The sequence below is a fragment of the Helicobacter canis genome, from assembly GCF_900451095.1.
Taxonomy (GTDB): domain Bacteria; phylum Campylobacterota; class Campylobacteria; order Campylobacterales; family Helicobacteraceae; genus Helicobacter_B; species Helicobacter_B zhangjianzhongii.
This window is the reverse complement of sequence record NZ_UGHV01000001.1, coordinates 104,295-129,675: the sequence shown is the minus strand read 5'-3', so window position 1 is coordinate 129,675 and position 25,381 is coordinate 104,295. Positions and strand designations below refer to the sequence as shown.

The 25,381-nt window shown below is 44.3% G+C and carries 22 protein-coding genes; 11 read left to right on the top strand and 11 right to left on the bottom strand.

Annotated elements, in window-relative coordinates:
• Window positions 1-7: 7 nt before the first annotated feature.
• From panC to DX060_RS00640, 4 genes are read right to left on the bottom strand one after another with little or no spacing between them, the layout of a single operon-like run.
• Window positions 8-895, bottom strand: coding sequence for a pantoate--beta-alanine ligase (panC, locus tag DX060_RS00655; protein WP_408938828.1), 888 nt, complete (start codon window positions 893-895; stop codon window positions 8-10).
• The gene (gene pyrF, locus DX060_RS00650; protein WP_115010677.1) at window positions 892-1,638 is read right to left on the bottom strand and encodes an orotidine-5'-phosphate decarboxylase; all 747 of its coding nucleotides are present in this window, start codon (window positions 1,636-1,638) and stop codon (window positions 892-894) included. The genes panC and pyrF overlap by 4 nt, the downstream gene beginning before the upstream one ends.
• Entirely contained in the window at window positions 1,631-2,293 is a 663-nt protein-coding gene (locus tag DX060_RS00645; protein WP_115010676.1) for a DedA family protein, read from the bottom strand. Before DX060_RS00645 ends, pyrF begins: the two co-directional genes overlap by 8 nt.
• Before the next feature lie 6 nt (window positions 2,294-2,299).
• Window positions 2,300-2,605, bottom strand: a complete 306-nt coding sequence (locus DX060_RS00640) for a YciI family protein (protein WP_115010675.1) — start codon at window positions 2,603-2,605, stop codon at window positions 2,300-2,302.
• Between the two features lie 250 nt (window positions 2,606-2,855).
• On the opposite strand from DX060_RS00640, the gene DX060_RS00635 reads away from it, so the two are divergent.
• Window positions 2,856-3,452: a peroxiredoxin gene (locus DX060_RS00635; RefSeq protein ID WP_115010674.1), complete on the top strand. Its 597-nt coding sequence runs from the start codon at window positions 2,856-2,858 to the stop codon at window positions 3,450-3,452.
• A gap of 78 nt (window positions 3,453-3,530) precedes the next feature.
• On the opposite strand, the gene DX060_RS00630 is transcribed toward DX060_RS00635, so the two are convergent.
• The gene (locus DX060_RS00630; protein ID WP_115010673.1) at window positions 3,531-4,820 is read right to left on the bottom strand and encodes an arsenic transporter; all 1,290 of its coding nucleotides are present in this window, start codon (window positions 4,818-4,820) and stop codon (window positions 3,531-3,533) included.
• A gap of 89 nt (window positions 4,821-4,909) precedes the next feature.
• On the opposite strand from DX060_RS00630, the gene DX060_RS00625 reads away from it, so the two are divergent.
• The 3 genes from DX060_RS00625 to DX060_RS00615 all read left to right on the top strand — a co-directional run bounded on the left by DX060_RS00625 (window position 4,910) and on the right by DX060_RS00615 (window position 7,036).
• Complete coding sequence (locus DX060_RS00625; RefSeq protein WP_115010672.1) at window positions 4,910-5,506, top strand: hypothetical protein; 597 nt, start codon at window positions 4,910-4,912, stop codon at window positions 5,504-5,506.
• Window positions 5,507-5,524: 18 nt separating this feature from the next.
• On the top strand, window positions 5,525-5,878 hold the full coding sequence (locus tag DX060_RS00620; RefSeq protein WP_115012249.1) for a methionine-R-sulfoxide reductase: 354 nt from the start codon (window positions 5,525-5,527) through the stop codon (window positions 5,876-5,878).
• Between the two features lie 84 nt (window positions 5,879-5,962).
• Window positions 5,963-7,036 (top strand): bifunctional 3,4-dihydroxy-2-butanone 4-phosphate synthase/GTP cyclohydrolase II, encoded by a 1,074-nt coding sequence (locus DX060_RS00615; protein WP_115010671.1) that lies wholly within the window; start codon window positions 5,963-5,965, stop codon window positions 7,034-7,036.
• A 150-nt stretch (window positions 7,037-7,186) separates the two neighbouring features.
• Here DX060_RS00615 and DX060_RS00610 read toward each other — a convergent pair whose 3' ends face one another.
• Window positions 7,187-7,567 (bottom strand): ExbD/TolR family protein, encoded by a 381-nt coding sequence (locus DX060_RS00610; RefSeq protein WP_115010670.1) that lies wholly within the window; start codon window positions 7,565-7,567, stop codon window positions 7,187-7,189.
• A gap of 99 nt (window positions 7,568-7,666) precedes the next feature.
• Window positions 7,667-9,091 carry an outer membrane family protein gene (locus DX060_RS00605; RefSeq protein ID WP_115010669.1) on the bottom strand — a complete coding sequence of 475 codons (1,425 nt, stop codon included), beginning with the start codon at window positions 9,089-9,091 and terminating at the stop codon, window positions 7,667-7,669.
• A 185-nt stretch (window positions 9,092-9,276) separates the two neighbouring features.
• Here DX060_RS00605 and DX060_RS00600 point away from each other — a divergent pair, with 185 nt between their 5' ends.
• The 3 genes from DX060_RS00600 (at window position 9,277) to DX060_RS11040 (ending at window position 14,890) form a co-directional block, all read left to right on the top strand.
• A complete protein-coding gene (locus tag DX060_RS00600; protein WP_115010668.1) occupies window positions 9,277-10,368 on the top strand; it encodes an NAD(P)-dependent alcohol dehydrogenase in 1,092 nt (363 codons plus the stop codon).
• 94 nt (window positions 10,369-10,462) lie between these two features.
• Window positions 10,463-14,554 carry a restriction endonuclease subunit S gene (locus tag DX060_RS00595; protein ID WP_115010667.1) on the top strand — a complete coding sequence of 1,364 codons (4,092 nt, stop codon included), beginning with the start codon at window positions 10,463-10,465 and terminating at the stop codon, window positions 14,552-14,554.
• Window positions 14,555-14,746: 192 nt separating this feature from the next.
• Window positions 14,747-14,890 carry a hypothetical protein gene (locus DX060_RS11040; protein ID WP_181814110.1) on the top strand — a complete coding sequence of 48 codons (144 nt, stop codon included), beginning with the start codon at window positions 14,747-14,749 and terminating at the stop codon, window positions 14,888-14,890.
• Between the two features lie 27 nt (window positions 14,891-14,917).
• Here DX060_RS11040 and cysK read toward each other — a convergent pair whose 3' ends face one another.
• A complete protein-coding gene (cysK, locus tag DX060_RS00590) occupies window positions 14,918-15,823 on the bottom strand; it encodes a cysteine synthase A (RefSeq protein ID WP_115010666.1) in 906 nt (301 codons plus the stop codon).
• A 141-nt stretch (window positions 15,824-15,964) separates the two neighbouring features.
• Window positions 15,965-17,191, bottom strand: a complete 1,227-nt coding sequence (locus DX060_RS00585; RefSeq protein WP_115010665.1) for a restriction endonuclease subunit S — start codon at window positions 17,189-17,191, stop codon at window positions 15,965-15,967.
• 118 nt (window positions 17,192-17,309) lie between these two features.
• Here DX060_RS00585 and DX060_RS00580 point away from each other — a divergent pair, with 118 nt between their 5' ends.
• Window positions 17,310-17,489, top strand: coding sequence for a hypothetical protein (locus DX060_RS00580; protein ID WP_115010664.1), 180 nt, complete (start codon window positions 17,310-17,312; stop codon window positions 17,487-17,489).
• On the opposite strand, the gene DX060_RS00575 is transcribed toward DX060_RS00580, so the two are convergent.
• Together DX060_RS00575 and DX060_RS00570 are read right to left on the bottom strand one after the other, a co-directional pair.
• Window positions 17,472-19,106 carry an HsdM family class I SAM-dependent methyltransferase gene (locus DX060_RS00575; protein ID WP_115010663.1) on the bottom strand — a complete coding sequence of 545 codons (1,635 nt, stop codon included), beginning with the start codon at window positions 19,104-19,106 and terminating at the stop codon, window positions 17,472-17,474. The genes DX060_RS00580 and DX060_RS00575 overlap by 18 nt on opposite strands.
• Window positions 19,106-22,216, bottom strand: coding sequence for a type I restriction endonuclease (locus DX060_RS00570; protein ID WP_115010662.1), 3,111 nt, complete (start codon window positions 22,214-22,216; stop codon window positions 19,106-19,108). Before DX060_RS00570 ends, DX060_RS00575 begins: the two co-directional genes overlap by 1 nt.
• Before the next feature lie 139 nt (window positions 22,217-22,355).
• On the opposite strand from DX060_RS00570, the gene fabD reads away from it, so the two are divergent.
• Genes fabD through DX060_RS00555 form a run of 3 tightly spaced genes read left to right on the top strand, consistent with a single transcriptional unit; the run spans window position 22,356 to window position 24,450 of the window.
• Window positions 22,356-23,288 carry an ACP S-malonyltransferase gene (fabD, locus tag DX060_RS00565; RefSeq protein WP_115010661.1) on the top strand — a complete coding sequence of 311 codons (933 nt, stop codon included), beginning with the start codon at window positions 22,356-22,358 and terminating at the stop codon, window positions 23,286-23,288.
• A complete protein-coding gene (locus tag DX060_RS00560; RefSeq protein ID WP_147278737.1) occupies window positions 23,288-23,980 on the top strand; it encodes a 5'-methylthioadenosine/adenosylhomocysteine nucleosidase in 693 nt (230 codons plus the stop codon). Before fabD ends, DX060_RS00560 begins: the two co-directional genes overlap by 1 nt.
• Complete coding sequence (locus tag DX060_RS00555; protein ID WP_115010660.1) at window positions 23,980-24,450, top strand: type II secretion system protein; 471 nt, start codon at window positions 23,980-23,982, stop codon at window positions 24,448-24,450. The genes DX060_RS00560 and DX060_RS00555 overlap by 1 nt, the downstream gene beginning before the upstream one ends.
• The last annotated feature ends 931 nt before the right edge of the window (window positions 24,451-25,381 follow it).

Sequence of the window (25,381 nt, the reverse complement as noted above, 5' to 3'; positions counted from 1 at the left end):
GTGGATTCTAGTTGGGCTCTAGCCAGAGATTATCTAGCAGTCTCACGCGCCCGACTCTTACGACTAGCACGACAATGCACGCCCCACCACCTTGGCGCAAATCCTCTATAAGAGCTAGATTCTCATCGATGATTTCAAGATATTCTATATCCATATTATTTAGCACTTTTATGCCTATGTTTTGCAGCTCTTTAGCGGCTGTTATGCCTTGATTGTAGGCTTGCTTGATAGATTCTAGTGCTTGATGTAGGCGCAATGCCTGCACGCGCTCTTCATCGCTCAAATACGCATTGCGCGAGCTAAGGGCTAGCCCAAACTCATCGCGCACAATGGGACAGCCGTGTATGCAAATAGGCAGGCATAAATCGCGCACCATACGCTTGATAAGTAGGAGCTGCTGCGCGTCCTTTTGCCCAAAATAGGCGTTATTAGCGCGGGTAAGCATAAAGAGCTTTAGCACCACTTGTAGCACACCGGCAAAATGCGTAGGACGCGCAAAGCCCTCTAGCACATAGCCCATAGACTTTGGCGGTAGCAAGCGCACTTCATCTAGCGCACTATCACACAAAGCACCTGCCCCTTGCGCGCTAGGATACATCTCCTCCACACTTGGGGCAAATACCGCGCTCACCCCAAGCGCATCGCAAAGCGCGTAATCTTGCTCTAGGCTTCTAGGATAGGTGGAGAGATCTTCATTAGGGGCAAATTGCGTGGGATTGACAAAAATTGAGACAATGGTGTGGGGATTATCTTGTATGCTGGCTTGGATTAGGGATTTATGTCCATTGTGTAATGCCCCCATAGTCGGCACAAGCCCTAGATCTTGCCTAGAATCTAGCTTGTTGATAAATGCTAGTAGCTCGTTTTTGGTGCGCAAAATGGGGGCATTCATCATAAGCCTTGTGCTGTGTAGGCACTATCTATTTGCATAAGAGCAGATTCTATGGCAGCTTGCGGATCTTGCGCGGTGTAAATAGGGCGACCGATGACAAGAAAATCTGCTTGTGCCTGCACGGCTTGCGCGATTGTGGCGGTGCGCTTTTGATCATCTGGCTTTGCTTGGCTTTGGGGGCGGATCCCGGGGGTTAGGGTAAGTAGATTGCTATGTGTGGCTTTGATCGCGCGAGATTCTAGCACAGAGCAGACCATACCGCTCACGCCTGCTTGGCTTGCAAGTGCGCTTAAATCCCGCACCCCAGAATCCACTTTTTTCCCATACACTGCATAAAAGCTCTCATCATCAAAGCTTGTTAGCGCGCTTACTGCCATTACTTTCATATTTGGCGCATTTGTAGCGATACTTTGCATAACCGCACGCATACCCTCTAGCCCCGCGCTTGCGTGGATTGTCATCATATCTATGCCTAAATGTGCGCATTCTTTGGCTGCATCTGCCATTGTGTTGGGAATATCATAGAGCTTAAGGTCTAGAAATATTTTTGCCCCGCTTGTCTTTTTGATCTTCTCAATGCCTTTTGCACCATCACGGATAAAGGCGCGTAAGCCCACTTTGAGCCAGATATTTTCGCGCTTTGGATTATCATAGATAATGCGTGCTAGCGCGAGATTTTCATCTAGATTTGGGAGATCTAGGGCTATGACAAGCTGGGGTGCAGAGACTCTAGGGTGGCTAGGCATTTTTGCGCTTTCTCCTATACCATAGGATATATACTAGAGCGATCACTGCGACTGCTCCAAGGGTGGATAGCACGATTAGGTGTAAGGACTTTCTAATATCAAAAGTCGTGGCTTTATCGATTAGGACATTGGCAATCCCGCTTGCACTCAAATCATCGCCAAACACTTCGCCCACATAGTAGCCAAACACCGCTAAAATGGTGATCCAAATAAGCGCACCAAGTGTTGTATAAATGCTAAATTTCCAGAGATTCATCTTTGCCAAGCCAGCGGGCAGAGAGATATACTGCCGAACGCCCGGGATCAAACGCCCTAAAAATGTGCTAATCTCTCCGTGCCGCGAGAAGTAGCCCTCCATTTTTGCCATCGTCTGCTCGCTAAAAAACACATACTTCCCAAATCGCACCACAAATGCACGCCCAAAATATAGTGCCAAGACATAGTTAAACACCGCTCCTGCAAGGCTTCCTGCTGCCCCAGCCAAAAGTGCCAAGCTCATATCCATAGAGCCTTTATACACAAGATAGCCTGCTGGGATCATCACCACCTCTGATGGAAAAGGGAAAAAACTGGATTCTAAAAACATCATACAAAATACGCCTACATACCCAAGCGCACCAACTGTATCTACGATGAAGTGGATTATGTCATTCATATTTGCCTACTTTGTCAAAAATGTCGCGATCTCTTGGGCGTGTAGCACGGGATCAAACTCAACTATTGTGTGCTGCGCTATGTGCTTTAGGGCAAATGGGTCATTAACGGCAAAGGCTTGTGCGTCTTCCCTTGAGGCAAAACGCCCGATGATCATACCGCCTGTGCGAGGGGTTTTAGGACCAGAAGCGAGTAGAAACCCCGCTTCATAGCCTTTGGCAAGATAGGATCTATGCTCTGCTAGATGTGCTTCTATCACAGCCAAATCCGCCGTATAAGCCACATCAATAAGAAAAAGATGACTAGAATCCATACCGATCTCCTTTATCTAAAAAATAGGCGTTGGCAACCGCCATTTACGCAAAAAAACATACACAAAATATTAAATAATTAAGTCTGCAATAGTAGCAGAAATTCGCAAACTCTAGGCTAAAAGTGGCATTTTAGGATTCTAGCAGGGGATTTCTCCATAGACTACGATAATTATTAACCATTGCTAGCTACAATGCCAAACGATAATAATTCTTGATTATTATCAAATTCATTTTACATAGGAGTTTGTTATGTTAGTAACAAGAAAAGCCCCAGACTTTGTAGCCCCAGCAGTTTTAGCCGATGGACAAATTGTAGAAAATTTTGAGCTAAGTAAAAATCTCGGTAAAAATGGCGCGGTTGTATTCTTCTGGCCCAAAGATTTTACCTTTGTTTGTCCAAGTGAGATTCTCGCTATGGATCACCGTGTGAAAGATTTCCAAGAAAAAGGCTTCAATGTCATTGGTGTATCAATCGACTCTGATGTGGTGCATTTTGCGTGGAGAAATACGCCTGTTGAGCAAGGTGGTATCGGCAAGGTAAGCTTCCCTATGGTATCTGATATTACAAAGCAAATTTCTAGGGATTATGATGTGCTTATCAATGGTGCTGTGGCGTTGCGCGGTAGCTTTTTGATCGATAAGGACCAAGTTGTGCGCCACGCTGTGATCAACGACCTCCCACTTGGGCGCAATATGGACGAAATGCTTCGTATGGCTGATGCGCTGCTTTTCTTCCAACAACACGGAGAAGTATGCCCAGCAGGCTGGCAAAAAGGGCAAGAAGGTATGAAGCCAACCGCACAAGGTGTAGCTGACTATCTTGCTAAAAACGCTTCCAAGCTATAATGCCCTAGTGTAATGCGCGCAAGACTCGCATTGCTAGATTCTAGCTACACTTATGCTATCGCTTAGGTGTAGCAACTCTTATAAAAAAATCCCCGCTATCTTCACATAAACCCAAAGTCCCAAAAGCCCGAAAAAAAGCACAAAAGGCACGATAAGCAAAGCTATTAGCATATATTGTAAAAAGCTAATGCTAATCCCGTAGCGTTTAAGGCTAAAAAGCCAAAGCAAAGTCGCTAATGAGCCAATGGGCGTGAGCTTTGCCCCGACATTGCAGCCTAGCAAATGAGCAAAAATAAGTGCGTTGCTAGAATCCTTTAGTGCTAAATCCCCTAGCATAACCATAGGCAAATTATTTATCACACTAGAGCCAAGACTTGAAGATATACCTACGCTAAAGATTTGTGCAAACAATGGCAGGGTATCAAAATGCTTAAGTCCTTTAGCTAGTAAGCCAACAAGCCCCATATTATTTAGCCCAAATACCACGATAAACAGCCCTAAGCTAAAAGCTACAATGCCCAAAGGAGCAAGTTTGAGCATTTGTTTAAGCGCGATTTTGTGTGTTAGGATTCCACACAGCGTGCCTAAAAATGCCACGCCTAGCGTGAAAACACAAAGAGCAAAGCCAAATTTCTCCCCGCCAATAATGCCAAAGAGCAAAAGTAAGGTTAAGGCAAAACAAAATAGCGTAATACTAGGCTTTGGCAAAGCTTGTGTATGCACTTTAAACTCTAGTGTTTTTGGGAGTTTGCGTGTAAATAGAATCCAAAATAAAATAAAAACAGCAAGGATCACAAAAAGCTGCGGCAATGCCATAGCTAAGGCAAAATCTATAAATGTGATTGTAAAAAAATCTGCGGTGATGATGTTTGTGAGATTTGAAAAGATAAATGTATTTGAAGCAAAATCACTCATAAATCCCACAAATAGTAAAAAGATGATAAGCGGAGAGCGTGAGAATTTGACATTTTCTATATGGGTTAAAAGCGCGATGATTAGAGGCGTTAGGATTAAAATCGCCCCATCATTAGAAAAAAATGTCGCTAACACACTTGCAAGCACACCTATAAAGACAAAAAATTTCCAAGTTTGTAAATGTAAGGTTTGCCTATGCGTAGAAAGCCTTAGCGTGTAATGGGCTAAAACTTCAAAAAATCCAAGCTTTTCTAAAGATAATGCAAAAATGATAAGCCCAACAAGGCTAAAGGTGCTATCCCACACCATATCCCACACAAACGCCACATCGCTTAAACTCACAAACCCAAATCCCACACAAAGAGCCGCCCCAAGAGAGCTATACACCCACAAAGGCAAATTTAAAGGACGGATATAAATGCAAAGCAAAGTTAAAGCAAAAAGCCACAGCATAAGCAATCCCTAATAATCATAATGCGCAATACTAGCTTATCGCCCTTGAAGAATGTATAATGCGCACAATACTCACAAGGAGATAAGCAATGCACACGCCACAAAAAATAGCAAAGATTCTAGGGCTATTGCTTATGCTTGCCATAGGCTCTAGTGTGGGGCTTAGTGCTAGGGAGTGGGATAGCTCAAGTAGATTTGCTCTAGGGGTTTATGCTAACACAGGGGCGAGTATGGGCGGAGGGCTAGAGCTTGGATTCCCTCTGTATCAAGGGCAGATTTTACAGCTGCGCAACACCATATCCATAGAATCTAAAGCAGCAAAATTTCTGCAAGAAGAGAGCTTTGATACAAATATTTTGGGCTTTTATGAGAAGCTATCACTTGGGATATTTGGGGGAGGGAGTATTAGCTCTTACATAGGGTTTCCATATTTTCGCCCGTATTTGTTTGTGGGGGCTGGGTTTGGGCTTGTCAATACACGCACAAGTAGCTTTGCCAACGCTCCGTATTATTGGGAGATTAGCGGTGGGCTTGGACACGAGTTTATTAGCAAGAGTGGGCACGGGGTATTCTTCGAGCTAGGGGGTGGGGTCGCTAGACTTACACAAGCTCTACCAGATCAAAGAGCAGATGCCCCGCTTGGCGGAATGTTTAAGGTGCTTTTAGGCTACCGATACTTTTTTTAAAGGATATGTATGCCCCCTATGCCACCACTGAGTGAGAAAGAGCGCGCGATCATCATCGATAAAGCCACAGAGCCGCCATTTAGCGGGATTTACACAGATCATTTTGAAGAAGGGGTCTATCTCTGCAGGCAGTGTGGGGCTAAACTCTATGAAGCTAAAGATAAATTTCCTAGCCATTGTGGCTGGGCTAGCTTTGATGATGAGATTGCAGGGGCTGTGGCTAAACAGCCAGATAGCGATGGCAGGCGCACAGAGATTGTATGTGCTAATTGTGGCGGACATTTGGGGCATATTTTTGTAGGAGAGGGCTTCACAGAGAAAAACACGCGCCATTGTGTGAATTCTGCGTCTTTGTATTTTGAGCCTAGCTAGGCTACAAGCCTTTGTGCTTGCATTGCTGGGGTTTAGGATCTTTAGTATATAATCCGTGCTTACATAAATTTCAAGGATAGTTCAATGTATCAAACGCGTATGAAAGATGCCATAGAGGCGATTAAAAAAGGTGAGATGATCATCATAATGGACGATGAAGACAGAGAAAATGAGGGCGATTTGGTAATGGCTGGGATTTTTTCAACCCCAGAGAAAATCAACTTTATGGCTCAAGAAGCAAGGGGGCTAATCTGCGTATCTATCACGCAAGAGCTAGCCCATAAGCTAGACCTGCCACCAATGGTGCAAAGAAATGATAGCAACCACGAAACCGCCTTTACCATATCCATTGACGCTAAAGAGGCAAAGACAGGCATTTCTGCGTATGAGAGAGATTTGACAATCCGCCTAATGTGTGATAGCAATGCAAAGCCAAGCGACTTTGTGCGTCCGGGGCATATTTTCCCCCTTATTGCTAAGAGTGGAGGCACACTTATCCGCACAGGGCATACAGAGGCTAGTGTGGATATTTGCAGACTTGCAGGGCTTGCGCCCATTAGCGTAATTTGTGAGATTATGAAAAAGGACGGCACGATGGCTGGGAGGGGGGATAAATTTCTCCTTGATTTTGCTAAGACTCATAATCTAAAGATTTTGTATGTCAGCGACATTATTCAATACCGCCTAAATTTTGAGAATCTCGTGCGTGAAGTATCGCGTGAAAAGGCGGTGTTTATGGCACAAGAGTGTGAGAAAATCACCTTTTTAGATCATTTAGACAATGAACATATCGCCTTTAGCTTTGGTCCGCAGGCTCAAACTCCGCTCATTAGATTCCATAGCACAAGCAGTGATATTGCTCTTTTGACAGATTCTAGTGAGTGGCAAGCTCTGCAAAAAAGCATAGAGCTACTCTCACAGCAAGGTGGCTATCTTGTGTGCCTTGATAGCACTAAAGCTATGGGGGCAAAAATTGCAAGTGGCAGTGCGGCAAAAAATTGTGGCGATATGAAAGACTTTGGCATCGGCGCACAGATTCTAAAACAGCTTGGCGTGAAAGACTTCACACTTCTTAGCTCTCATTGTGTCAATACTGCTAAAAGCTACAATGCTCTAAGTGGCTTTGACTTGCATTTGCAAAAAAGCGTTGAGGTGTAGCAAGGTGGATTCTAGGAGCTGGGTTTGTGGGGGGTGCAGGAGCTTTGGGCTTGCTCTTTGCTTGCGATCGTTGGGAGGGTCGGGCTGCCTTAGGTGTAGGCTTGTAGTCAAATTAGTAAAAGTGGATTCTAGGCTAGGGCGAGTCTTTGGCTACTCTTCTTCTACGACTATATAGAGATCTTTTAGCCCTTGGGCTTGGATTATATCCATCATCTGCACAAAGGCGTTTAGGTTGCTTTGGGAGTCGCCATTGATGATGACAGAGGTGCTTTCATCATAGCTTTTGATCGCTTCTTTTAAGGATTCTAGTGTATGGGGCTTGTCGTTGAGATAGTAGCGACCCTGCTCATCAATAGCGATGGTAATGGGCTTGCTCTGTGTGTCTTGCTTGCTTGAGCCATCGCTCACTTTAGGGACATTGACTTGGATTCTAGAGGTATTGACAAAAGAAGCCGTTGTAAGCACGATCACTAAAAGCACTAGCATAATATCAATAAATGGCACCAAATTCATAGAATCTATTTTTTTCAATCATAGTCCTTAAAGCAAGAGTGGGTAAGTGGAGCTAGATTCTAGCAGAATCTAGCTTGTAGAATATAGGGTATCGCAGATTTGGGTGGTTACACTGACTTAGATGTCGTAGTGTATCCACAAAAATGCGTGGCTTCTATCAGCGATATTTTTGGGTGTGCCAGATTGCGGAGCAGTATTACCATTGCTGCCACTCTCATTTGCCCAGCCGACTTTGTAGCCAGCTTTTGTCGTATCGCTGAAGTATTCGATTTTCCCGCCGATTGATAATCTCTCATCGATTTGGTATTTAAGATTGAGCGCGACACTATGCTCTTGACTACGCTCTGCATCTGTCCAGCGACCAAGGATCTGCCACCATAGCTTGTTTGCAAAGTGTGTCCCACCGACAAAGAGATAAGGCGTGATAGCATCTTTACCAATCATATCGCTGATACTTCGACCGATGTCATAGGAGCTAGCTGTCCAGAAGTCTATCATCCAAGGATTCCCAGTAGTCCCGATCCTAGCATTAGCGTGCCCAAAGTTTTTATACACACCTAGCCCGAAGTTGTAGTTGTTGTAGTCAAATTGCTGCTGGATAAGCAAGCTTTGCGTGTATTTATCGACTATGGAGCCCCAGCGATATTTGCCTACCCAAGTATCATCGCCATAAATTGGGAGCAAGATATTAGCAAAGGTGCGTGAGCGGAAGCCTGTGCCATCAAAGCCCTTGTTTGTATCATACTCTACGCGGAATGCCGGAGCTGTATAAGTGCCAGGAGAGAAGTAGATATAGGGCGTGATGTCAAGCCCACCAAGGCTGTAAATCGCTTTAAACGCGTGGATTCCGTAGTTGGCAAACTGCCCGCCTGAAGTCATATAGCCCTGTGGCGAGTAGAAGTCAATCAGCCATTGACCAAAGGCAAATGCCCTACCATAAGAGCTATACCACCAAAGCTTGAGTGATTGAGAATCGCTAAATTTAAACTTCATCGCCGCTTCAAAGCCTTGCGTATAGCCGCTCATATACTCAGCACTTGAGAGATAGCGACCGCCTTTGAATTGGAAGCTAAAAGGGCTTGTATCAAAATCCCCATAAGTATAATCAAGATAGGCATTATTGACCACATAGAGATGGCGATTTGTGCCATCTTTTGGACCTAGGTTTTGATTATACCCTGCCCAGTTTCCTACATACTCGTTATTCACGCTATCTGGTCCTAGTGGAAACCCCTTGCTCGTAGAATCCAAAATCATCGACCCACCTGTAACATTAAAGCCATATTTGAGCGATTGATTTTCTGTATCTTTGGGAAGCAAGTTGCCATCAAAGCCAAGGCTACCTACGACATTGAGAAAGCTATCTGTGGGATAGATGCCTTTGTCTGCATCGATAGCTTGATTATTAAAGCCACCTTTACCAAATGCTTCAAGCCAGCCGTTGTATTTAATATCAAATGCGCTTGCAGTGCTAAACATACTAGCTACAATCGTGCTTACAGCTAGAATCTTGCTTGTAGGTTTTGTTACAAAAGCGTGCATAAAAACTCCTTTAGATGATATAGGGGGTAAATTGTAGCTGCTTTACCTTATATTTACTTGATATTTACTATTTCGTATCAATGTGGGCAGATTTGTAACGATACTTGACAGACACTAGGTGCTAGGCTTTATAATGCTGCGTTAGATTCTAGCCTAGAATCCAACTTTCACTAAAAGGAGCAACAATGCTTTTAAAAGACAATCTAGCCCAAGCCAACAATGGGCAAAAAATCACCGCCAAAGGCTATGCAGTTACGCACAAAGATGACACATTTAAGCCTTTTAGCTTCACTCGCCACGCGATGGGGGAGAATGACATTTTGATTGAGATTCTCTATGCTGGAATCTGCCATAGCGATATACATTCTGCGCGAAGTGAATGGAAAGAGGGGATCTACCCTATGGTGCCCGGGCACGAGATAGCTGGGCGTGTGGTGGCTGTGGGTAAAAGCGTGAGTAAGTTTAAAGTCGGCGATTATGCGGGGGTTGGCTGTATGGTGAATTCCTGTGGGGAGTGTGCTGCGTGCAAACAAAGTCAAGAGCAGTTTTGCGAAAATGGCAAGGCGGTTTTCACTTATGATTGCCTTGATTGCTTCCACGATAATGCCCCAACTTATGGAGGCTACTCAAATAATATCGTTGTGAGTGAAAACTTTGCGATCAAAGTGCCGCAAAATGCCCCATTAGACAAGGTCGCCCCACTGCTTTGTGCGGGTATCACCACTTATAGCCCCTTAAAATTTAGCAAAGTCAAAAAAGGCGATAAAGTCGCAGTAGCTGGATTTGGCGGACTCGGGCTTATGGCGGTCAAATATGCCCTGTATCTTGGGGCGGAAGTGAGTGTATTTGCACGAAATACGCTTAAGGCACAAGAAGCTAAAGATTTAGGGATAAAGGCTCTCTACACAAATACGAGTGAGTGCAAGGAGCGATTTGACTTTATCATCTCTACCATTCCTACCGCTTATGATGTCAATAGCTATGTGGATTTGCTCAAATTTGGCGGAGAGCTGGCGATTGTGGGGCTGCCCCCTGTGGAGCTAAAAACGCATATTGATGTAACGCGTCTTGTCTTTAGTGCTGGGAAAAAGGTGTATGGCTCACTCATTGGTGGCATAAAAGAGACGCAAGAAATGCTAGATATTTCTGTAAAAGAGGGAATCTACCCTGAAGTAGAAATCATTAGCATAAAAGACATTGACACAGCGTATAGCAATCTTACAAATGGCAAGGCAAAGTTTAGATATGTGATTGATATGAAAAGCCTAGAGGGGTAAGGATAAGGCACTGCAAGGATTCTGCTAGAATCCTTGCTATTTGGCATAGATACTGCTTGAGACATATTGATATTGTTTAAGACAAAGGGGTTTAATGATTACACAAGACAATCTAAAAGAAGTGCTAGAGATTTTAGGCTTTGAAGCTCTCTCTGCGGGGGGGGGGGGGGAATCTAACAAGCTAGATTCTAAACAAGCAAATATCTACACAAAGACCATAAACACCTACATAATGCAAGTAGATTTTACAAATCAAAAGCTCATCTATCCAAAAGACTTATACACAGAAAGCGATTCTGTTACAGGTTTTACTACAACAGATGGCAAAGCAAGGAATGAAAATTTTGTCGTATTTGAATGTGTGCATAGACTGCTAGAGCAAGGCTACAAGCCACAAGATTTAGTGCTAGAAAAGACTTGGAAGCTAGGACACACAGGCAAAAGCGGTAGGGCAGACATCACCATTTATAAAGAAGCAAAAGATAACAAAGAAAAATTTATCTATGCCATTATAGAGTGTAAAACCGCAGGAAAAGAATACAACAAAGCAAAGCAAGATTTATTCACTAATGAAGAAGGCAATCAACTCTTTAGCTACGCCGCTCAAGCTAGAAGTGTAGAGTGGCTTATGCTTTATGCAAGCGATTTTGATGAACGCACAAAAAGCATAAGTTATAAAGATGAAATTATAAAATTTAAAGATGATGATAATGTATTAGACTTAGCCCTAAGTGATAAAAGCATTCAAACCTTTAAACAAGCTTCAGAAGCTAGCGATATTTTCTCCGCTTGGGAAGATACTTACAATAAGCAAAGTTACCACGATTTAATCTTTAAATCACAAGCTTACAATATAGGCATTCTCCCCCTTTACAAAAAAGACTTAAAGCCCTTTGATGAAAGCGATGGCTTAAATCTAAAATTTAGAGAGATTCTAAGGCACAATAAAGTCAGCAACAGAAACACCGCTTTTGATGTTTTGCTAGCCGTTTTTCTTGCAAAATGCTATGATGAAAAGAAAAATGATGATGAAAGGCTAGAGTTTTACTACAACCCTTTTAGCGATGATTATTTTAGTCTTTATAAGCGATTAAAAAGGCTTTTTATCTCTGCAATGATAGAGTTTTTAAACGAAGAAGTGTTTTTTATCGCCGATGATTTAGTAGAAAAGACCTTTAAAGATTATTTTCATACCAACCGCAAACAAGCGCAAAAGATTCTAGAAGATGCCATATCAAATGCACAAAATTATTCCGCACAATTTTTTGCCTTTAAAAAAGTCTATAACAAAAAGCTCTTTAATCAAAACGGCAAGATTCTAGTAGAAGTTATCCAGCTTTTTGAAAACTACCGCCTTTTATATGCGAATAAAAATCAATTTATAAGCGACCTTTTTGAGCATTTTTTAAACGAGGGCTTTACGCAAAATGAGGGCATTTATTTCACCCCCACACCCATCACTCGTTTTATTTGGAATTCCTTACCTTTTGAAGATTTTATAAATTTGCGCAACAAAACATTCCCAAAAGTTATAGACTTTGCTTGTGGAGCGGGGCATTTTCTCACAGAAGGGGTAAGTGCGATAAGCGATTATTGTAAAGATTCACATTTAAGCATAGAAGATAGAGAAATCTCACGCTACTTTTATGGCATAGACGCAGATGACCGCCTAGCTATGACCTCTCAAGTGAGTATGCTGCTCAATGGTGCAGGGGATAATAAAATCCGCTTCATAGACGGCTTAGAATACGACAAAGAATTTTACGGAGAAAAGCAACAAGATTTTGATATTTTAGTCGCAAATCCCCCTTATAGTGTGAAAGAATTTAAACAGCATTTATCACGCAGTGTTTTAAAGGGTAAAAATGGCAATATCCCCTACAAAGTGTTAGAACACCTAAGCCCCAACGCTAAAGAAATAGAACTTGTCTTTATAGAAAGGCTTACCCATATCCTAAAGCCAAACGCCCTTTGCGCGATAGTCCTGCCCAGCTCCATACTAAGCAACTCCGATAAAGCCACCATACTAGCAAGAGAGATTATTCTACAAAATTTTTCTATCCACGCCATTTGCTCCTTTGGCTCTCAAACCTTTGGCACCACAGGCACAAACACAGCTGTTTTATTCCTTCGCCGCTTTGATGAGCCACCTAAAATTACCGAACTTTTAGAAGATAGCCTAGAAGCGATTTTTGATAATCAAAACTTAGATGGCTTCATAGACAAAGAGATTTTAGAATCTTATGTAAGTCTTCAAAACATAGACTTGCAAGACTACAAAGCTTTTTTAAAGCAAGAGCAAATTCCAAGCCACGAGCTTTTTAAAGAGTATGAAACAGCCTTTAATGAGCAAAGCGAGATTAAGAAATACAAAGAGTCTAAAGGCTTTAAAGATTTAGACGAGCAAGCACAAAAGCAAGAATTAGAAAAAAGGCTTTTTACCTTTATCCTAGAGTGCGAGAGAGAAAAGCTTAAGTATTTCGCCCTAACTTATAAGCAAAACACACTCATCATAAAAGCCCCAGACGACACAGCCGAGCAGAAAAGATTCTTAGGTTTTGTGATAAATAAGAGTAAAACAAGTAATGCAGGCTTACAAGAAACAGAGGGACTTCTAAGCGACAAACACAACAGAAATGCTACAGATAAAATCGCCTTTTGCGTCAAGCAAAGTTTTAAAGGTGAATTTCACACACACGAAGCTTTTAGCAAATATGTGAGCTTCACACAAACTTGTAAGCTTTTAAATTTTGAAAATGTAGTGTTTAATAAGGCTATAAGTTTAAATCCTATCAATTCACAAGGTGAGGGCAAAACACAGAATCCTTTTGAAAATTGTAAGTTTGAGTTGGTGAAATTAGAGCAATTTCCAAACATTATCATAAAAAAAGGAACTTCTATTACAAAAAAACAAACGATAGAGGGCAATATTAAAGTTGTGGCTGGAGGACTTCAGTATGCCTATCTACACAATCAAGCAAATCGCCCAAAAAATACCATTACAATTAGTGCTTCTGGTGCGAATGCTGGATTTGTAAATTTTTGGCAGGAAGAAATTTTTGCTTCAGATTGCACAACAATCAATATTGATTGTGAAATTACTATAAGATTTATTTATTACACTTTACAATTTATACAAAAAAATATTTATGAATTAGCCAGAGGAGCTGCACAGCCACATGTATATCCAAAGGATATTGAAACCTTAAAAATCCCCTTGCCGCCTTTAGAGATTCAAAAGCAAATTGTGAGTGAGTGTGAAAAAGTAGAAGAGCAGTATAACACCATAAGAATGAGTATAGAAAAATACCAAGAATTGATAAAAGCGATTTTAGTCAAATGCGGCATTGTAGATTCTAGTGAGGGGGGGGGCAGTAGAGACTTCATCGCTTCCTTGCTAGATTCTATACAAGAGCTAGAATCTAAGCTAGATTTTGATACATCGTCATTGCGAGGGAGCGAAGCGACCGAAGCAATCCATAATCAACAAGCAGATTCTAGTATGGATTGCCACGATTTTGCTACGCAAAATCTCGCAATGACAGAATTAGATTTTAAAACCCTTTTAGATTCTATCCCTACCCCACCACCGCAAGGCTGGGATACAATCAAGCTTAATAATAAAAAATACCTTACCCTTAATCCAAGCAAAAGAGAAATTGCAAATATTGATGAAAATACCATTATTTCTTTTGTGGAAATGGCAAGTGTGGCAGATAAAGGCTATATCCAAAACAAAGTTGATAAGCCGCTAAAAGAGCTTAGAAAGGGGAGCTATACCTATTTTGCGGAAAATGATATTTTGATAGCTAAAATCACGCCGTGTATGGAAAATGGAAAATGTGCCATTGCAAAAAATCTTACAAATGGTTTGGGTATGGGAAGTAGCGAATTTCATATTTTTAGAACACATAAGGGGCTAAACAATAAATTTTTATTTGCTTGTCTTAATCAAGATTCTATAAGACAAGAAGCGGCGAAAAATATGACAGGCTCAAGCGGACACAGAAGAGTGCCAATAAGCTTTTATGAATCCTTGCAAATCCCACTCCCGCCCTTTGAAGCACAAGAAAAAATCATAAGTGCTATTGAAAGGATAGAATCCAAAATACACCTTTTAGATTCTAGCCTATCGTATTTGGATTCTAAAAAAAGCGAGATTTTGCAGCACTTTTTGCAAAACTAGCACCCCCTAGAATCCACTTTTGACAAAATGTAAATGGATTGCCACGACTTGCTAGCGCAAGTCTCGCAATGACAGAGATATTTCGCCTGCGGCTCAATATGACAAGAAAAGCGTTTTTCAAAAAGTGGATTCTAGTATAGGGAGTGTAGGGAGTGTAGGGAGTGGATTGCCGCGCCGCTGTCGCAGCTCGCAATGACAGAAAAAGCCGCTAGTGAAAACGCAGTTTCTTTAGAAAACAAACGCAGTGCAGTTTCTTTAGAAAACAAGGAATACCGCTCGCCGCTAGGCGATGTTTCTTTAGAAAAGTGGATTCTAGGGATTTATGCCCTAGCTTAGAGAGCAGATAGCCATAGGGCTGGCTGCCTACAAAGTGCCAAACAAATCTGTCGATAAGTATCGCTCCGCTGTGTCATTAAGCATTGTTAGCACCTTTTTGCCCGGATTTTCTTTGGCGATTTGTAGCGCGATAGCGACATTCGCGCCGCTTGAGATCCCCACCATCACGCCGATTTTGGCTAGAGCTTGCGCGGTGGCTATGGCTTCTTCATTGCCCGCGCAGATGACAGAGTCTATCACGCTTGTGTTTAGGATTTTGGGGATAAAGTTCGCGCCTATGCCTTGGATCTTGTGCGCTCCGGCTTGCCCTTGGCTAAGGAGTGGCGAGGCGGCTGGCTCTACGCCGATTATACGCAAATGCGGGATTTTCTCCTTAAGCACTTCGCCTACTCCGCTGATCGTCCCTCCTGTGCCAAAGCCCGCGACAAAGTAGTCAAGCTCGCCGCTAAAGCTCTCATAAATCTCTAGGGCAGTGGTGCGTTTATGGGCTTCTTTGTTGGCTAGATTTGTAAATTGGCTTGGCATAAAGGCATTGGGGATACTTGCAAGCAGTCTGTTTGCCTCATCGAGTGCGCCTTGCATACCCTGTGCGGCTGGGGTCAGCACAAGCTTCGCGCCAAAAAGCGCGATCATCTTGCGCCGCTCTAGGCTCATAGACTCTGGCATCGTGATAATGATCTTTAGCCCTAGGCTTGCGCAAATCATCGCTAGAGAGATGCCCATATTGCCGCTGGTGCATTCTACTATGGTGGAGTCTTGCGTGATCTTGCCGCTATCTAGGGCATCTTGGATCATCGCGTAAGCGGCGCGGTCTTTGACAGAGTGGCTTGGGTTTAGAAACTCGCATTTGCCGTAGAGATTGGGGGCGAATTGGTGGAGGGCTAGGATAGGCGTGCGCCCGATTAGATCGGTGATATTGTGTGCGATAGGCATTGCAGGTCCTTTGTAGAGTTGAGATTGGATCAAAGCTAGCAGACTTTACGCACTATGTCAAGCGATAGGGGGAGAAGTGGTGTGATCTAGGCTAGGGCGTGTTACTAAATGTGGCGAGGGCGTTCTAGGTGGGTAGATCGCCTATACCACTTCCACTTGATCGCCCATAAGCAAAGGCAGCAGATAGTCGCGCCACTCCGCTAGTCTTTGGGATTCTTGCTGGTTTATATGCTTTTGTTTGTATAGATTGTATGTTGCTTTATGAAAATCTTTTAGCACTTCTTCGCTTGGGATTACAAGATGTATAAAGTCTAAATTCTCATCATTGATTGCCTTTTGTGTTGAGCCATTGGCAAAGGCATTTTTTATGACATTAAAGTAATTAGAATTTATAAAATTCCAAATATATTCTAAAGCACCTTGTTTGCACGATAGCCCACACATTCCCGTTGATAAAATTAAAGTATGTATGGATTGTGAATACTCGCCAAAATAAAGGGTTTTATTTGTGTCTTTCATTTTAGCAAACCACACAGAATCTGCTTGCGGCTGCATATTTGCCCTTGATATTCTGTTTTCATAAGTTGTGCGCGTTGTAAAATCCACAATATCCCAGCCTTGTATAGCAGAAGTTGGCAGATAGATTTTCTCTCCTTGAAATTTATCTACTTTTGGCGATATGGGGGTACATAGCTGGTTGTCTGCAAGGCTGGCGACTTCCCAGTCTTGTGGGATCTCGCGCTTTAGGGTGGGGCTATAGACCATAGCTCCGCCGCTTGCTTTATAGGGCTTGCCGCTAGAGTCTGGGAAGTTATACTCCACAAAATAGCGCGTATAAAGGAGCTTTGCTAGAGCTTCTAGCTCGGTGTTTATGCGTGTGTTTAGCTCGATTTTTTTATCCAGCATACTAAGAACTTGCGCGATGTTTTCTTGCGTAGCGAGAGGCGGCAGGGGGATTTTGAGATTTTCAATATCATTTGGATATACATGCGGTTGAGCCGTGCCTCTTGCTAATGCTAAAATACTATTTTGTATGAGTTTAAGCGCGTAATAAATATATCGAATGGTTGGTTCAAAATCGGCATTTATTGTAGTGCAATCGGAGGCAAAAATTTCTTCATTCCAAAAATTTACAAATCCAGCATTTGCTCCAGATGCGCTGATAGTAATTGTGTTTTTGGGTCTATTTGAAGTGTTGTGTAGATAAGAATAGTTTAATCCTGCGGCAACTACTTTGACACTTCCTTGTTTTGCCTGTTTTTTAGTAATTAAACTACCTTTTTTTATTTGTAAATTTTGCATATCCCCCAATCTTACCTTTTCCCATTGTGTTTGGTGGGGTTGCTTGTGTGGTGCTGGTGTTGGCATTGTGTCTCCTTTGTGTTTTTGTGGATTACTAAAGAGGCTGCGCTTTGCCACGACTTGCTAGCGCAAGTCTCGCAATGACGATAAAAGTGGATTCTAGGATTGATAAAACGCACAAAATGTGTTTTGTCAAACGCAACTAGGCGGCAGGATTTTTGATGAAAAAGCGGGGTTGTGCAGCCTTTTGTGCGGAGATAAGCCTAGTGGGCTATCGCACAAGCAAAAGGCAAACTCCCCGCTTTTTCGCAAAAAGCCAACGCCCAAAGCCGAATCCATTATTCTCCTAGCCTTTAAACTTTAGCCGCTCAAAGCTCGCTACTATCTCTTCTTGCAACGCGCTAGACTCTGTGAAAAGCTCTTGCAGCCTAGCCTTGCTAGACTCTAGCTGGGCTTCAAACTCCTCTTGACTTAGATCGATATGCTCGATGCTAAAGTCAAAATACTGCCCCGCAGAAAATGAGTAGCCTTTCTCTGCGATGGATTCTAGGGGGACGCTTATGCTAAAGTCTTTTATCTCTTCTTGGCGTAGAAATGTGCCAATGATTTTAGCTTCATCTTCTTGGCTTAAAATGGTTCGCTCGTTTTTCTCTACCTTTTGCTTTGTGCCAAGCTTTGAAGCGTCCATCAAAAGCGCGTGCGTGTGGGGCTTGGAGCGATCGATAAAGACGATAGAGACATTGGTGCCAGTGGTGGCAAAGATATTGGGCGGCATTGTGATACAGCCTAGCAGTGAGCTAGAATCCACTAGGGCTTGGCGCAGGGTCTTTTCTATACCACTAGTGGCGGTGATAAAGCCTGTGGGTACGACTATGGCGGCTCTGCCCTTGGGGCTTAGGGAGTTTAGCAGGTGCTGGAAAAAGCACAGATAAATCGCCATAGATTCTAGCTTTTTGTTAGGGACTTTAGGCACTCCGGCGAAAAACCGCTCCTTTTGCGCATCTAGCTCGGCTCTATACTCGCTAAAGTCGAGCTTAAATGGCGGATTGCTCACGATGAAATCAAAGAGCTTGTGCGTGTGCTTTGGGTGGGTTAGGGTGTTGCCTTGGGTGATGTTGTGGATAGAGTGGGAGAGATTGTTTAGGATGAGATTTAGGCGTAGGAGCTGGCTGGACTTCTGGCTTATGTCTTGGGCGTAGATGGTGCATTTATCCTGCCCTATGGTGTGCGCTAGGCTCATAAGCAGCGTGCCAGAGCCTGCGCTTGGGTCATAAATGCTCACACTTTTAGGGCTGGTGTCGCCTACAAGTATGCGCGCCATTATGGAGCTTACAGATGCTGGGGTGTAATACTCGGCGTATTTGCCGCCGTTGTCTTTGTTGTAGTCTTTGATAAGGTATTCAAAAAGTGGGGCGAAAAAGTCATAGCCTTGATCAAAGATCGCTTCAAAGTCAAAATCCACAAGCGATGACACAAGAGCTTTGGCGAAGTTATCGCGCTTGCTTGCATCGGTGATGATAGGCGATATAGGCTCAAAAAGCTTGATCTTGCTCCCGCCTTCTGTGGTGATAGAGAAAATCTCAAGATTCCTAGAAGAGAGATTTTCTAACGCTTCATCAAGCCTTTTGTGGAAGCTTGATTCATTTTGCCGCTCAAAGAGATAGGGTAGCAGCTCATCTGGTAGAAAGATGACATTTGCGCCGATGTCTTCACAGAGCATTGCATAGTCATCTGTGCTTAGGCTCTTTAGGTGGGAGAGTAGCTTGCTAGAGTCTAGCTTCTCTAGGCTTGGCTCAGTGCGCTTTATCTCATAGATAAATTTATCGCTTAGGAATTTGTAGAGGAAAACTTGGGTGATGATTTTATACTCCCCTGCGTCATTGCCTAGTCCGCTTCTAGCACAAATGGCTTTGAGCCTGTCGATTAGGGCTAGGATTTGCGGTGTGGTGTTTGGCGGGGTCTGGGTGTTTGGGACTTGCATTAGGCGGATTCTCCTTTGTATTGGTGTAGGTATTCATTGGCAAGTAGGGAGGTGAGAGTGCTTCTTGTCTCTCGGGAGTAGCGAGTCTCTAGCAGGGCTTTTGCTTGGGATTTAGTGAGCTGATTTAGCTCTGTGGTGAAAAAGGCTTGATTTGCTAGCAGCTCGCGGTTGTTTAGGAGCTGGTGGTCGATAGTGTGCTTGATCGCTAGCAGGCTCTCGTGGATACTTGGGTCTGCTAGGTGCAAAGACTCTCTTAGGCGTTTGTGTATGCGTAGGAATTTTGGGTCTTTGTCGTATTTGGCACAGAGCCTTTCATCTGCGGCATTTAGGGCGTCTATGCGTGCTTGTAAGGACTTATACTCGCTATCAAGCGCGGCGATCTGCTCTTGGGTGGGGTTTATGTGCCTTTTGGCTAGGAGACGCTTTAGCTCTTGGTAGAGCGTGGTGTAGATAGGGTCGGCATTGTCCATATTGCTTAGGAACGCCTCTCTTGTGCGTGCGATCTGGGACTTTAGCCCATCGAGTAGAAGCAGCTCTTTTTCATCGATTTTGGTAAAGGAGAAAATATAATCCTCTAAGGCTTGGCTAAGCAGGCTTGGATCTGGGTCGGTGGAGTCTATGATCTCTTGGATATGTAGGGTTTGTAGCCTATCTTGTAGCACTTGGAGCAATCTAGCAAGGCTGCTAAAAGGCAGCTTGGATTCTAGCTCTTTGTAGCCGTGTAGGGCGATGAGATTGTAGAGCTCGCGCGCAGATTGCAGCTGGGATTGGAGGGTGTGGAGCTTGTCTTTGGAGAGCTTTTCTATTTGTAAGCGGAATTCTTCGGCGTTGTTTGTGTCATACTCCCATAATGTGGCTTTTATGGATTCTAGCTCGGCTTTGATTTCTTCTGGGGTTTTAAAAAGCCCTGTATAAGAGTCTATATCATCGCCTAGCTCTCTGTGCAGCTCGTCCCAATAGGCTTTGTTGGTCTTGTCAAACTCTCTGTCAATATCCGCAAAATCCACCACATAGCCATAGTGGAAGGACTTATAAGGGCGATTGACACGCGTTAGGGCTTGGAGGAGATTGTGGGACTCTATCTTGCGGCAGAGATAGAGCTTTTTAAGCCTTGGGGCATCAAAGCCGGTGAGTAGCATATTATAGACAAAGAGCAAGGAGATCTTACCAGCCTTGAAGTCTTCAATGTCTTTGGCGCGGGAGTGCTTATCGCCTTGGTCGTGTAGGATTAGCGCGGAGGTTAAGGGCTTAGAATCTAGGCTGCTTGAAACGGGGGGGGGGGGGGAAATGGCTTGTGAGAGTGCAAATAGCTCTCTAGCCTGCTCACTGCTCGCACACACCACCATAGCCCCAATGCTTTCATCACCTAGCTTGGCGCGGCTTTGCGTGAAATCATCATAGATATATTTATACAGGGGCGTTACAAAGCTTTTGTGCGCATAGATAGCTTTAGAATCTAGAGAGCCTTGCTCTAGCTCTAGGGCTTTTAGCCTGTCTCTTAGCGTTTCTTTATAACTAGCTTGTATATCTTCTTTGATAAGGCGTAGGGTGTAGCCATCTTTGATCGATGAGTCGTAGTAGTAGCGGTGGATATACTCGCCAAAAATTTGGGTGGATTTGCTTCTGGAGGAGCTGCCTAGCAGTGGAGTCCCTGTGAGCGATAGGAAGATAGCCTGCCTATCTGTGGTGAATAAATGTGTGAGAAATGAGCCTTTGGGATCATAGCTTCTGTGTGCTTCATCGATAAAAAACACGCGCTGGAAAGCAAGGGCGTAGGAGTTGGGCAGGGCTAGGGAGTCTTGGCTAAATTTTTGGATATTTACGACTATCATCTCATCTTTGCCTTCTTGGTTGTTGCATTTAAGGCTTGATAGCTCACTGATGAAGTCCTGCTTAGACTCTATCTCTTTGACACGCAAGCCCCTTTTGCTAAACTCGCTAGAAGCTTGCTTGTAGAGATCTAGGCGATCGGTGATGAAGTAAAATTTGGTGATAATGCCTAAAGATTGGTAAAAGTCTTTGATCCACCTTGTGGCGTAGAAGCTTAGGGCGGTTTTGCCCGAGCCTTGTGTATGCCATATGATCCCGCGCTTTAGGGGGAGTGGCTGGGGGATCTGGGCAGAGTTTGACTTGGCTTTATGCCATTGGTGTAATTTGTCTTTGATCGCGCATAGGGCGAAAAACTGCGGATAGCGCATAATGTGCTTTTCTATGGTGGGGCTTTGGGTGGGGCTTTGGTGGCTAGAGCTAGATTCTACAAAGGCGATCCCATAGCGCAAAAAGACTTGCAGTCGCTCAAGGGTAAAAAGTGAGATGAGTAGGGAGTTTGTCGGGGTGGTGGGGGCTAGGTTGGTGGCGAACTCTTGCGTGGATAGTAGGGCTTGGGAGTTGGTATCTTGGAGTATGGCTTTGAGCGTAGTAGAATCCACTTCTGGTAGTGCTGCTTGGGGAGACTCCTCTCTAAAGTGATTGGGCTTTAGGCTATAGCTTGTGGAGTAAAACGCGCCGCTTATTGGGGTAAGCTCGCTTGCATCATAGGCGCAATTATTAGAATATACGATGATTTGCGTGCAGTGAAAAAAGCGTTTAAAAGCGGGGTTGCTAAATCGCTCTTTAGCGCGCTTTAGCTCGGCTTGTATGCCTTGCTCGTTATTGGGCTTTTTGACTTCGATAAAGCACAGCGGCAAGCCATTGATACATAGCGTAATATCTGGGCGGAAGCTCCCTGCGCCGCTCTCATCGCCTCCGTAAGGCAGCTCTGTAACGACTTCAAACATATTGCTACTAAAATTATCCCAATCAATAAGCTTGATAGAATCCGCTTCTTCGATAGTATGTCCGCTAAGCCCATAGCACAAGCTCTCATAAAAAGCCCTGCCGCAATCATCATAGGAGAGAATAAAAGCGATATGCTCTAGGGCTTTATCGAGTGATCCTTGGCGTAAGGTTGGATTGAGTGTGCGTAGGGCTTTAGCAAAGCTTGGGATAAGGATATTTGTCCTAGGCTCAAACTCTGCGTTTTTAAGCGAGCGATAGGCAAACCCAAGTCGAGTAAGTGTGATAAGTGCTGGTATTTTCACGCGAGAATCCTCGCTAAATCCTTTAGCCATATGCCACCTTGCTAGAAAGTAGAATCTATGTTTGCGCTAAATAGTAGCCAATACAAACTTATTTGACAATAAGCGGCAACTTGCTACAATGCACGCTTAATCCCACACAACAAGCTAAGAATACTTTAAGGATACTTTTATGAAATATGCTTTTGTTTTCCCTGGGCAGGGCTCTCAAGCCATAGGAATGGGCAAGGATTTTTACGAGAATTTTGGCGTGGCAAAGGAGATGTTTGAAACCGCTAGCGATGTGCTGGGGCTTGATTTCAAAAAGCTGCTTTTTGAAGAAAACGACCTGCTTAATCAAACGCAATACACCCAACCAGCGATCTTTCTTGTAAGCCAAATCGCCCACACAATCTTGCAGCAAGAGTCCCCGCTTCTAGCCCACTTTGCCTTAGGGCATTCGCTTGGGGAGATTAGCGCGCTATGCGTGGCTTTGGGCGTGGGCTTTGAAGATGGGCTTAGGCTTACCAAAGCGCGAGGGGAGATGATGACAAAAGCGTGCGATGGCAAGGACGCAGGTATGATGGTCATCGTAGGGCTTAGCGATGAGCAAGCCGAGGGGGCTACACAATCGTGGCGCGATCAGGGCAAAAGTGTCTGGTGTGCCAACTACAACGGCGATGGACAGATCGTGCTAGCGGGGAAAAAGAGCGATCTAGCAAGCATAGAAGAGCCTATCAAAGCCCTAGGGGCTAAACGCGCACTGCTGCTGCCTATGTCCGTAGCCTCGCATTGCCCTTTGCTAGAATCTATGTGCGAGCCATTTAAGGAGCTTTTGCGCAAGTATCTAAAGCCCACATTCGCCCTGCCTATCATCTCAAATGCCACCACAAAGCCCTATGACACTGCCGAGCAAGCCTATGAGCTGCTCACCTTGCAGCTTACCTCGCCGGTGCTGTATAAGCAGTCAATTTTGGCTGTTGATGAGCATATTGATGCCTATATCGAGCTAGGGCATAATAGCGTGCTAAAGGGCTTAAACAAACGCCTAAGTCAAAAGCCCACGCTCACAATCGCCAACACCCAAACCCTACAAGAATCCATTTCACAATTGGAGCAGCAGTAATGATAAAAATAGGCATTATAGGAGCAATGGAAGAAGAGATCACGCCTATTCTCGCGCTGTTTCCGCAAGCGCAGGAGATCGCACTAGGTGGGAATGTGTTTTATCATATCGCGTATAAAGGCGCGGAGATTTATGTCGCTTATAGCAAGATCGGCAAGGTGCATTCTGCCATCACCGCTAGCACAATGATTTTGCGCTTTGGCTGTGAGAAAGTCATTTTCTGCGGCGTGGCTGGAGGCTTGGATACAGATTTGGCAGTGGGAGACTTGCTGCTTGGGAGTAAGCTCTGCCAGCACGATGTGGATATTAGCGCGTTTGGACACCCGCTAGGATTTATCCCAGAAAGTAGGGTATTTATAGAAACTGATGAAAATCTCAACGCCATTGCTAGGCAAGTAGCCCTAGAATCCAATATCACGCTAAAAGAAGGCATAATCGCTTCAGGCGATGCCTTTATCCATAGCAAGGAGAAAAAGCAGTGGATCATAGAGAATTTTGGCGCAGCGGCAGTGGAGATGGAGGGGGCGAGTGTGGCAGTGGTGTGCGATAGCTTCAAAGTGCCTTGCTGTATCTTGCGATCCATTAGCGATAGTGCCGATGGGGCTGCTGATGTGAGCTTTGATGAGTTTTTGGACTCTTCGGCAAGGATCGGTGCTAATTTTGTCAAGCAGATGATCGATAGGCTTGTGTGATGCGTGCTAGAATCCACGCACCAAAGTTTCGGGTGAGCGGTGGATTTAGCCTAATCGAGCTTGTGTTTGTCATAGCGGTGGTGGGGATACTCGCCGCAGTGGCTTTGCCAAAGCTTGTCGCCACGCGCACAGACGCGCTCTATGCCGCGGTAAATAGCGATATACAAGCAGTCATTAGCTCCGTGCAAGTAGCCGCACTCACGCAAGATCTAAGCGCAAATCCCCTTGATGGTGCTTTCATTATGCAGGCTGCTGGGCTATCTCCTACGCGCTGGGTCGCTCAAGGCAGTGGCGTGCGGCTTGGCAAAAATGGTGCGCTAGATACGGCAAACAACTGCGTGATAATCGACATAACCGCCCAAAGCCTGCAAGTGAGAGTCCAGCCTATCCAAAGCTCCCAGCTCTGCCAAAAGCTTGGCAAAACCTACCCCACGCCTTTAAGCTTCAATCTCTCTAGCACATTGTTTTAGCCTTAAAGCAGATGGAGAGAGCGACTCTAGCCCTTAGCTATGTAGATAGCCCACTATCCACCACACAAGAAGTTTGCAGAAATAAGCGCATCGCAATATGGATTTTGCTAGAATCCGCATTTTTATATCACATAGGAGAGGCAAGTGGAGCTAGGCACAAAGGCAAGGACTCTAGAGCTTTTGCAAGGACAACTACATAGCGCGCAAGTTCTGCCGCTTGTGATCACTTCACTTCTTGAGCTAGCACAAGCCCAGGAAGCACTCCTAGCGCGTATCGCAGAGCTTAAGAGCAAGAAGCTTATCGTGCGATCTAGTTCAAAGAGTGAAGATACCGCTAGCACTTCTAATGCCGGAGCATTTCTAAGCCTAGCTAATATCCCAGCAGATGATACCAAAGCCCTGCTAGAAGCCATAGAGCAAGTGGGGGCTTCTATGCCAGATCCTAGCGATGAAATTTTGATCCAGCCTATGCTGGATTCTATCGCGCTATGTGGCGTGGGCTTTAGCGTGGATAAAGAGTCCAATGCGCCCTATTTTTGCATAAGCTATGACACAAGCGGCGATAACGCAAGCGTAACAAGCGGTAGCACAAACGCGCTTGAGCATTTTGTGCAGTATCGTGGCACGCCTTGCAATGATCCGCTGATGGCTAGGGTGATTGCTATGATACAAGAGCTAGAATCCATTTTTGCGCACAAAGCTTTAGATGTGGAGTTTGCTTTTGTTAAAACGGGGGGGGGGGGGGAATCCTGTAAGGATTCAGCTTGCGGGCTAGAATCCAAAAGCGTTAATGAAAACCACAAAACAAGGCGCAGCCGCAGTTTCTTTAGTAAATCCCACCGCGAGCAGCTTTCCCTAGAATCCACTTTTAGTAAAAGCTCCGATTTTAAGGAAAACGCCTATTTTCCGTCATTGCGAGACGCTGCGCCAG

Excerpts from the sequence above, each read along its gene's own strand:
- DX060_RS00600 (WP_115010668.1), top strand. The coding sequence starts at position 9,277 with ATGCTTTTAAAAGACAATCTAGCCCAAGCCAACAATGGGCAAAAAATC.
- DX060_RS00585 (WP_115010665.1), bottom strand. The coding sequence starts at position 17,191 with ATGCCAACACCAGCACCACACAAGCAACCCCACCAAACACAATGGGAA.
- DX060_RS00640 (WP_115010675.1), bottom strand. The coding sequence starts at position 2,605 with ATGGATTCTAGTCATCTTTTTCTTATTGATGTGGCTTATACGGCGGAT.
- fabD (WP_115010661.1), top strand. The coding sequence starts at position 22,356 with ATGAAATATGCTTTTGTTTTCCCTGGGCAGGGCTCTCAAGCCATAGGA.
- DX060_RS00620 (WP_115012249.1), top strand. The coding sequence starts at position 5,525 with ATGCCACCACTGAGTGAGAAAGAGCGCGCGATCATCATCGATAAAGCC.
- cysK (WP_115010666.1), bottom strand. The coding sequence starts at position 15,823 with ATGCCTATCGCACACAATATCACCGATCTAATCGGGCGCACGCCTATC.
- DX060_RS00625 (WP_115010672.1), top strand. The coding sequence starts at position 4,910 with ATGCACACGCCACAAAAAATAGCAAAGATTCTAGGGCTATTGCTTATG.
- DX060_RS00575 (WP_115010663.1), bottom strand. The coding sequence starts at position 19,106 with ATGCAAGTCCCAAACACCCAGACCCCGCCAAACACCACACCGCAAATC.
- DX060_RS00560 (WP_147278737.1), top strand. The coding sequence starts at position 23,288 with ATGATAAAAATAGGCATTATAGGAGCAATGGAAGAAGAGATCACGCCT.
- pyrF (WP_115010677.1), bottom strand. The coding sequence starts at position 1,638 with ATGCCTAGCCACCCTAGAGTCTCTGCACCCCAGCTTGTCATAGCCCTA.
- DX060_RS11040 (WP_181814110.1), top strand. The coding sequence starts at position 14,747 with ATGACAGAAAAAGCCGCTAGTGAAAACGCAGTTTCTTTAGAAAACAAA.
- DX060_RS00630 (WP_115010673.1), bottom strand. The coding sequence starts at position 4,820 with ATGCTGTGGCTTTTTGCTTTAACTTTGCTTTGCATTTATATCCGTCCT.
- DX060_RS00645 (WP_115010676.1), bottom strand. The coding sequence starts at position 2,293 with ATGAATGACATAATCCACTTCATCGTAGATACAGTTGGTGCGCTTGGG.
- DX060_RS00555 (WP_115010660.1), top strand. The coding sequence starts at position 23,980 with ATGCGTGCTAGAATCCACGCACCAAAGTTTCGGGTGAGCGGTGGATTT.
- DX060_RS00615 (WP_115010671.1), top strand. The coding sequence starts at position 5,963 with ATGTATCAAACGCGTATGAAAGATGCCATAGAGGCGATTAAAAAAGGT.
- DX060_RS00635 (WP_115010674.1), top strand. The coding sequence starts at position 2,856 with ATGTTAGTAACAAGAAAAGCCCCAGACTTTGTAGCCCCAGCAGTTTTA.
- DX060_RS00570 (WP_115010662.1), bottom strand. The coding sequence starts at position 22,216 with ATGGCTAAAGGATTTAGCGAGGATTCTCGCGTGAAAATACCAGCACTT.
- DX060_RS00595 (WP_115010667.1), top strand. The coding sequence starts at position 10,463 with ATGATTACACAAGACAATCTAAAAGAAGTGCTAGAGATTTTAGGCTTT.
- panC (WP_408938828.1), bottom strand. The coding sequence starts at position 895 with ATGATGAATGCCCCCATTTTGCGCACCAAAAACGAGCTACTAGCATTT.
- DX060_RS00605 (WP_115010669.1), bottom strand. The coding sequence starts at position 9,091 with ATGCACGCTTTTGTAACAAAACCTACAAGCAAGATTCTAGCTGTAAGC.